The sequence below is a fragment of the Corynebacterium sp. HMSC034H07 genome (genome assembly GCF_001815175.1).
Taxonomy (GTDB): Bacteria; Actinomycetota; Actinomycetes; order Mycobacteriales; family Mycobacteriaceae; genus Corynebacterium; species Corynebacterium hiratae.
The window spans coordinates 147,311-155,216 of record NZ_KV819538.1 but is presented as its reverse complement, the minus strand read 5'-3'; the positions used below and the strand labels follow the sequence as shown (position 1 = coordinate 155,216).

Sequence of the window (7,906 nt, the reverse complement as noted above, 5' to 3'; positions counted from 1 at the left end):
AAAGTACATTGGCACACTATTGAGTTCTCAGACATCGTCACCACACAGTCATACGGACCGCCTTGAGCGAAACGCAGTACTGCGAGTAAAGAAAATATTTGTTGTCAGGGCCTGTTTTCCTACCGCCACTCTCCAAGAACTTCAGTTCCTGTGGGGCGCTGTCGGTCGCGCTGACTCATATAAAGTTACACACGGCCTTGATAAAACACAAATATGCACTTCAATGAAGGTTTTTACCCCTTCTTGAAGTGCACTAAAACAACCTTTTAACGCAGACATTGGATGGCGCTCAGTGTGCCCCAAACCAGCCCATGAGGCCCGGGCTAAACACGTTGGTCTTTTTAGCCATCCGGGGATACGCGGCAACCCACACGACGTAGATGATTGCCATCCCTGTGAGCGTCCACCACACAGAGATCTCAGAGTTAAGTAGCCACGCAAGCAACACGGCAGCAATGGCTCCGACCGTGACAGCCGTATAGGGCCATGTCTCTTTGTCGGTGATCGCAAAGCTCACGAGAACGGCAGCCATTGCAAGGGGAACGATGGTGAATCCGGCGAGGCTTCCGGTCCACATCAACGTCACCACATCAGTGACAGCTCCCAAGCCCACTGGAATCGCGGTACACAATAACGTCGCTTTGGACCAGGCCGCGCGTGGAACGCCAAAGGTCATCGCATCCTTCATCGAACTGCGAACCGTGTCAGCCACTAGCGGCAGGACAATCAACGTGACTATGGCGCCTACGATGCCCACGCCGGTATCCCACAGCTTGCTCACCACGATGTTTATCGCAGTTCCGATGGCTATACCGAATGCAGCCCACATCCACGCGCGAGCTTGAGGGCGCAACACAATCTGGGAAACCGGGGAGGCAGAGAACCAGCCCGTCGAAGAATCACCATCACTGCCCGCAATAAGGGAGCTACTTGTCAGTCGTGAAGGCTCGAAGCGCTTCACCATGCACACGATCCACGTTGCCGCTGGGGCAATGAGAACCCACCACGGAAAGGCGAAGGGCGCGCTAACAAGAATCAGTAAAAGCGTCAGGGTGGCATTGATGCGCCGGTGTCCGTTCCAGATACGGGTACTGAGGCCAAAGGTCAGGTAACGCGTGAAGTCAGGCTGCGAAAGGTAAACCATAAGGACCATAAAGAGTGAGTAACCAATGGCCCACCCTTGCCCGCGGCCCATTCCCAGCACCGGAAGGATGACAATCCACAAAGCGTAGAAGAAGCTGTTCCAGCTCAGCGCCATATGTCTATAGAGCTTCATCATGCCTCCCCCAGTGCCAGAACTGCCTGTTCAAGGGATACCTGGGCGGCGCGCAGCCCCATTTCCTGGGCCATGGCAAAGACGTTGGCGGTGTGGTTGGGGCGGGCGTCGACAAGCGCGCGGTCGGCTACGGCTGAGGTTTCGCGCTCAAGCACCGGAAGCTGCAGGCGCCCCAGCGCACGATCGAGGGCTTCGGCAGAGCCAGTGAGCTGGACGACGCCTTCGATGAACTCATCGATGGGACCGGACAGCGGGTTCTCCCCCATCAGAGCCACGGTATCGAGCAAACCGGAAAGCTCGTTGAGGTGGTGGGTGGAGACAATAATGGTGCGGCCGTGCTCTTCGCGCAGGACTTCGTAGAATACTTGCCGCTTGGAAGCGTCGAGGCCGAGATAGGGTTCGTCGAGAAGCATGTACGGCACCCCCGAAGCCACCGCAACGATGAAGCTCGCTGCCGACTTCTGCCCACGGGAAAGCCCCGAGTAGTTCTTCATCGGTAGCTCGAAGCGCTCGACCAATTCCTCGGCGCGCTCCTTGTTCCAGGTGGTCCAGCGCAGGCTGGATACGGTGAAAATCTTCTTCAGGTTCCAGCCTTCAGGCAGGGGGTTATCGATACCCATGAGCACGATCTTGTTGAGCACCTTTTCATTGTCATAGGGCTTGTCGCCGTCGACCTTGATGCCGGAGCCACCCAATTGCCCGGCGATTTTGCGCAGCAAGGTGGTCTTACCAATGCCGTTGGGGCCGACAAGCCCGTGAGTCAGGCCGTCATCAAACGTGAAGTGCGGGGTAGAAATCATGAATAGAGTCCTCGGCTTTCTGCGACAAGGTCGATGAGGTCATGGAGTTGCTGGCGGGTATAGCCCAGGCGCACGGCTTCGTCGATAAGCGGCGCAGCGTACTCGGCCGCGAATTCCTGGCGACGCCGCGCCCGGATCAGTTCGGCGGCACCAGAGGTAACGAACATGCCGATGCCTCGGCGTTTTTCGAGGATTCCGAGATCCACGAGGAGGGTCAGCCCCTTGCGGGCGGTCGCGGGGTTGATGCTGTGGAAGGCGGCGAGCTCATTCGTGGACGGTGCCTGGGCACCCTCGGCGAGAGTGCCCTCGATGATGGCGTCCTCGATGAGCACCGCTATCTGACGAAAGAGCGGCTGCGCGGAGTTGTCCATGCAGACCCCTTAGCTGGTTGGTTACTCATGTAACTAACCATATAACCAACCTTCGGCCAGTGCAAGGTCTCCCCATTCCATATCTTTGACCTGGGAATTTCCTCAAGGTTATCGACGTTTTGTGGCTAATGGGGCACACTGGACTACACCGGCCGTAGGCTGGAAGACCTCACAGAAGTGACCTAAGAAAATTAGTTAGAAGAAATAGAACGGAATTTAGGAGCCATGCTTGAACGAACACTTGTCTTCGTCGACACGTCATATCTACTCGCCAGTTTCTATAACTCCTGGGAGACGGGCGCCCGTGCCCAGCTAGAGATTGATTTACCCGAAGTGGTCAGCTCCCTCGGTTCGATGATTGAAACCCAGGTGGGCAACCGCGTTCACCGCCAATATTGGTATGACGGAATCCCGGATACCGGCCCCCACCGCTACCAACGCGCACTGCGCGTCTGCGACGGCGTCCAGCTTCGCACCGGCCAGCTCATCGAGTGGGGCGAGCGCCGCACACAGAAAGCCGTGGACACCCGCCTTGTCGCCGACATGATCGTCTCCGCCATGAAGGGCCAAGTCACGGACTTTGTTTTGGTCTCCGGCGATGCCGACATGATTCCCGGCGTCCAAGAAGCCGTGAACAACGGCGTACGCGTGCACCTCTATGGCTTTGGCTGGGATTCGATGTCCTCGGCGTTGCGCCATGCGTGCGACTCCACCACCATCCTGGATCCGCGGGAAGATTTCGCCGATGCAATGGAGCTCGAGGTCCTCGAAGGGCCGCTGCCGCCGACCATCCGCGAGCCCCAGCACTCCGAGGACGGCAGCGAGGGCGAAGCCGTTGCCACCGATGAGCACGCAGAGGAGTGCGACGAGCCCACCGAGGCGCAAGCCGCCTTCCCCTCCGCCCCCAAGCCCGGCCCGGCCACACCTTCTGCCGCCGCGACGGACGTCGCCGCGACTGCCTCTCATCCCGAATCAGCTGCGCCCGATACCTCCCGCAAGGAAGAGGAGCCTCTCCCCTCCGGCGAGCAGCCTTCCGCGCCCGGCATCGACTCGCAGGAGCCTGCGGGCGAGGAAGCGGACGCAGCCCCCGAAAGCTCGAAGCCAACGCCCAAGCCAGCTGCGCCCAAACCTTCGATGATGGCGCCGCGCCGCAAGCTGCGGTCGAAGTATGTTCCGCTCCCCGAAGAAGTGTGGAGCTCCGCCGGGTTCCAGTCCCCCTTTGACGTGGGGCAGCAATATGCCTCGTGGTGGTTCGACAACGCCGCGAGCGCCGATCAGCGCGACCAGGCCCACCTGCTCTCGGGCGGCGGCCTGCCCCCGGAGATCGATCGCCCGCTGCTGCAGTTCGCCTGCGAAACGCTGCACGAGTACACGCTGACAGAAACCCAGCGCGTCAACCTGCGCGATGGCTTTCACTCGGGCATCCGCGGCGTGCTCATCAATATCCGCCGCCAAGATAGCTAAACCGAAAATCGTCAAAAGGGACCTTGGAGAGCGTGGGGTTCTGAAACACCCCGGCCGCGCTGCGCGGCCCGCTCTAGAAGGTCCCTTTTCTGTGTAGTGGCTTGCTTCGCAGTGGCTACTGCTTGCCCTCGGCGGAGTCCGATTCGGCGTTGGCATCACTAGCATCAGAATCGGCGCCGGCCTCAAGCGCTTGGTCGCTGGCGAAGGGCGAGTTTTCCAGCTCCTTGCTCTTGGCCATCTCGGCGCGAATCTCGTCCAAGCGGGACGTAGCGGCCATGTCGTGGCCCGCGGCCGTAATTTCCTGAATGCGGCTACCACCCGCCGCCTGATGGAGCTCCTGGGCGCCGAGCGCATCCGCGTAGCGCTTCTCAATCTTGGCGCGCACCGAGTCCAAGGTCGGCGTGGAATCATCCGGCTTGAGCTCGTTCATTGAGTTCAACGCCTCGGCGTTCTTTTCCTGCATCGCTGCCTGATCTGCCTGGGACAGCAACTGGTCGACTTGTGCCAGCTGCTCCTTCAGGCGGGCCTCCGACTGCTGCTGCTGGGCCTTCGCCTGCTCGGCAGCCTGGCTAGCCGCCTCGTGCTGCGTTTTCAGGTTAGCCAGCTCGTTTTCCACGGCGACCAGCTGGCTCGCTACGACCTCTGCCGCCTGGTTGTACTCGGCGGCCTTCTGCGGATCCTCAGAGGCATCCGCCAACTCCAGCGCCCGGCGGGTCTGGTCCTGATAATCCTGCTGCGTCTTCACCAGGCGGTTGAGCTGCATTTCCAACTGGGTCTTGCGTCCAATAATCTCCGCTGCGTGTTCGGAAATCTCGCGATGCTGCTTCTTCGCGCCTTCCACGGCCTGCTGGATCTGGACCTTGGGGTCAGCGTTCTCGTCGATCTTCTGATCGAAAGAAGCCATCACATACTTCCAGCCTTTGCTAAATGGATTTGCCATCGCACTCACTCCTTTGTGGTTCCTGCAGCAGTAGTTAATGCAGCTCTTATTGGTGCCCTATATAAAAAGACGCTTTCCTGCGAGTGTAGCGATACTCACAGGAAAGCGCGCGCGGCGGGGCCACCGGGACCTCACCGCAGACAAGGACTAACCAGTTCTATTCCGCCTGCTGGCTCTCCACCTGGGCGCGGACCTCGTCCATGTCGAGGGCCTTAACCTGGCCAATGAGATCCTCCAGTGCCGCCGGCGGCAGAGCGCCAGCCTCGCGGAAGACCAGGATGCCGTCGCGGAACACCATCAAGGTGGGGATGGACTGAATCTGCAGCTTCGCGGATAGCTCCTGGTTGGCCTCGGTATCCAGCTTGGCGAACGTGGCATCGGGGTGCTCTTCAGATGCCTTCTCAAAGACTGGGCCGAAGCGCTTGCACGGGCCGCACCATTCCGCCCAAGCATCGACGAGCGTAATGCCGTCGCCGGAAACGGTCTCCTGGAACGTGTCCTCAGTAATGTCAATCGTTGCCATGTCTTTTCCTATCAGTCTCGGGGATATTTCTCGGTTCTATCAACCCCCAACGGTACACAAGACTCGATTATTCCTTGCCCACATACCCCAGGGGGGTATATCCTCGACAGTGACATTAACCCCCAAGGTAAGGAGAAGGATCCACCACCATGAGCACCACAACCTACACCGTTAACGGCATGACCTGTGGCCACTGCGAGCTTTCCGTCAAGGAAGAGATCTCAGAGATCAGTGGCGTCACCGACGTTACTGCCGACCACACCACCGGCGCCGTCACCGTGACCGGGGAGGGCTTTAGCGACGACCAAGTCGCCGCCGCCGTCGCCGAAGCTGGCTACGAGTTGGCCTAAGCACCATGACTACCAGTCTCACCCTCGGCATCACCGGGATGACCTGCACGTCGTGTTCCTCCCGCGTCGAGCGCAAGCTCAACAAGCTCGACGATGTCCACGCCACGGTCAACTTCGCCACGGAGTCTGCCTCCGTGAGTTATGACCCTGCAACGACGACGCCCGCCGATCTCATCGACGTCGTCGAAGGCGCAGGCTACGGAGCATTCACCATGAACGGTGAGGGGGAGGAGCCGGCCAGCACGGCGGAGGATGCTCGCGAAAGCGAGGCCTCCGACATCCTGCAGCGCACTCTGATCTCCGCGGCGCTCTCGCTACCAGTGATGCTGCTTTCCATGGTCCCGGCCCTGCAGTTTCAGCATTGGCAGTGGGCCTGCTTGATGCTCACCACACTCGTCTACGTCATCGGCGGAGCACCCTTCCACCGGGCCACCTGGGCCAACCTCAAGCATGGCGCCGCCACGATGGATACTCTCATCACTCTGGGCACCACCGCGGCTTTCGGTTGGTCACTCTACGCGCTCTTCTTCGGTGATGCCGGGATGCCCGGCATGACCATGCACATGACGCTACGCTCCAATGACGCGCAGATGGACCATATTTATCTCGAGTCCGTCGGCATGGTTATCACGTTCCTGCTGCTTGGACGATGGTTTGAGCTCAAAGCTAAGGGGCGCTCCTCCGAAGCGCTCACCACGCTGCTAACCATGGGGGCTAAAGAAGCCACCGTGCTCCGCGACGGCACCGAAACCCGCATTCCCGCCAGCGAGCTCCGCGTAGGCGATGTTTTTGTGGTCCGCCCCGGCGAGAAGATCGCCACCGATGGCGTGGTCCTCAGCGGTCATTCCGCCGTGGATGAATCCCTGCTCACCGGCGAGTCAATGCCGGTTGAGGTTTCACCCGGCAGCACAGTAACGGGCGCGACCATCAACGCCTCTGGGCGCCTTGAGGTGCGCGCCCCCCGCGTTGGCTCCGACACCGTCTTGGCCCAGATGGGCGCGCTGGTTACTGCGGCCCAGACCTCGAAGGCACCGGTCCAGCGCCTCGCGGACCGTATCGCCGCCGTCTTTGTCCCCATCGTCATCGGTATCGCCATCCTCGCACTCGTGGCGCACCTCTGGTTCGGCGGTATCGCCCCGGCCTTCGTGGCCGCCGTCTCCGTCCTCATCATCGCCTGCCCGTGCGCCATGGGATTGGCGACGCCCACCGCAATCCTCGTCGGCACCGGGCGCGGCGCCGAACTGGGAATACTCATCAAGGGCCCGGAGATTTTGGAATCGACCCGCCAGATCGACACCATCGTTCTGGACAAAACCGGCACCATCACCGAAGGCCAGATGTCGGTGGGAGCAGTCCAAGCTAAGGCAGGGCACACGCAGCAGGAGGTTCTCCGCCTCGCGGCCGCCGCGGAACAGGGTTCCGAGCACCCCATCGCACGAGCCATCCGCACAGCCTACGAGGGCGAGTTACCCGCAACCGAGGGCTTCCACGAGCTTCCCGGCCAGGGAATCGAGGCAACGATTGAGGGCTCCCGGGTGCGGGTAGGCCGGCCGCCCGCGGGCTATGACGGCACCGGAACGCAGGTGGGCGTCTACGTCGATGACACCCTGGCAGGCACCATCGAGCTACAGGATCGCATCAAGGAATCCTCCGCCGCCGCCATCGCGGCAATGCACAAGCTAGGACTTACCCCCCACCTACTCACCGGGGATAACGCCGGCGCGGCACGTGCAGTGGCGCGGGCCGTTGGCATTGATGATGCCAACGTAACAGCGGAGGTCATGCCCGCAGACAAAGTGGATACTATTGCTCGTCTGCAGGAGCAGGGGCGCACTGTGGCCATGGTGGGCGATGGCGTCAACGACGCCGCAGCGCTCGCGCAGGCGGACCTCGGAATCGCGATGGGCGCGGGAGCCGACGTGGCGATCGAAGCTTCCGATATCACGGTGATGAACAACGACCTGCGCTCCGTCGCCGAGGCAGTGCGGCTCGCGCGCAGCACCCTACGTATCATCAAGGGCAACCTATTTTGGGCCTTCGCCTATAATATTATTCTTCTTCCCGTGGCAGCGTTCGGCCTGCTCAACCCCCTATTGGCGGGGTTAGCAATGGCCCTGAGCTCAGTCTTTGTGGTGACCAATTCTCTGCGGCTAAAAAGCTTTACCCCCGCAGAGTAAGCTTA

Annotated in this window: 8 protein-coding genes; 3 read left to right on the top strand and 5 right to left on the bottom strand. The window is 60.7% G+C overall.

Annotated features, from left to right (window positions below; all coding sequences use genetic code 11):
* Positions 1 to 289 precede the first annotated feature (289 nt).
* The 3 genes from HMPREF3009_RS10515 to HMPREF3009_RS10505 are packed head-to-tail and all read right to left on the bottom strand — an operon-like array spanning position 290 to position 2,447.
* On the bottom strand, positions 290 to 1,279 hold the full coding sequence (locus HMPREF3009_RS10515; protein ID WP_232761079.1) for a hypothetical protein: 990 nt from the start codon (positions 1,277 to 1,279) through the stop codon (positions 290 to 292).
* Positions 1,276 to 2,076 (bottom strand): ATP-binding cassette domain-containing protein, encoded by an 801-nt coding sequence (locus HMPREF3009_RS10510; protein ID WP_049154465.1) that lies wholly within the window; start codon positions 2,074 to 2,076, stop codon positions 1,276 to 1,278. Before HMPREF3009_RS10510 ends, HMPREF3009_RS10515 begins: the two co-directional genes overlap by 4 nt.
* Positions 2,073 to 2,447, bottom strand: coding sequence for a GntR family transcriptional regulator (locus HMPREF3009_RS10505; protein WP_046648800.1), 375 nt, complete (start codon positions 2,445 to 2,447; stop codon positions 2,073 to 2,075). The genes HMPREF3009_RS10510 and HMPREF3009_RS10505 overlap by 4 nt, the downstream gene beginning before the upstream one ends.
* Before the next feature lie 225 nt (positions 2,448 to 2,672).
* Between HMPREF3009_RS10505 and HMPREF3009_RS10500 the strand changes: the two genes are divergently transcribed.
* Positions 2,673 to 3,911, top strand: a complete 1,239-nt coding sequence (locus tag HMPREF3009_RS10500) for an NYN domain-containing protein (protein ID WP_046648799.1) — start codon at positions 2,673 to 2,675, stop codon at positions 3,909 to 3,911.
* 115 nt (positions 3,912 to 4,026) lie between these two features.
* Here HMPREF3009_RS10500 and HMPREF3009_RS10495 read toward each other — a convergent pair whose 3' ends face one another.
* Both HMPREF3009_RS10495 and trxA read right to left on the bottom strand, forming a co-directional pair.
* Positions 4,027 to 4,851, bottom strand: coding sequence for a PspA/IM30 family protein (locus HMPREF3009_RS10495; protein WP_070681798.1), 825 nt, complete (start codon positions 4,849 to 4,851; stop codon positions 4,027 to 4,029).
* A 157-nt stretch (positions 4,852 to 5,008) separates the two neighbouring features.
* Positions 5,009 to 5,374, bottom strand: a complete 366-nt coding sequence (gene trxA, locus HMPREF3009_RS10490) for a thioredoxin (protein WP_046648797.1) — start codon at positions 5,372 to 5,374, stop codon at positions 5,009 to 5,011.
* Between the two features lie 149 nt (positions 5,375 to 5,523).
* Between trxA and HMPREF3009_RS10485 the strand changes: the two genes are divergently transcribed.
* Together HMPREF3009_RS10485 and HMPREF3009_RS10480 are read left to right on the top strand one after the other, a co-directional pair.
* Positions 5,524 to 5,724: a heavy-metal-associated domain-containing protein gene (locus HMPREF3009_RS10485; RefSeq protein ID WP_070681795.1), complete on the top strand. Its 201-nt coding sequence runs from the start codon at positions 5,524 to 5,526 to the stop codon at positions 5,722 to 5,724.
* Between the two features lie 5 nt (positions 5,725 to 5,729).
* Entirely contained in the window at positions 5,730 to 7,901 is a 2,172-nt protein-coding gene (locus tag HMPREF3009_RS10480; RefSeq protein WP_070681792.1) for a heavy metal translocating P-type ATPase, read from the top strand.
* Positions 7,902 to 7,906: the final 5 nt, after the last annotated feature.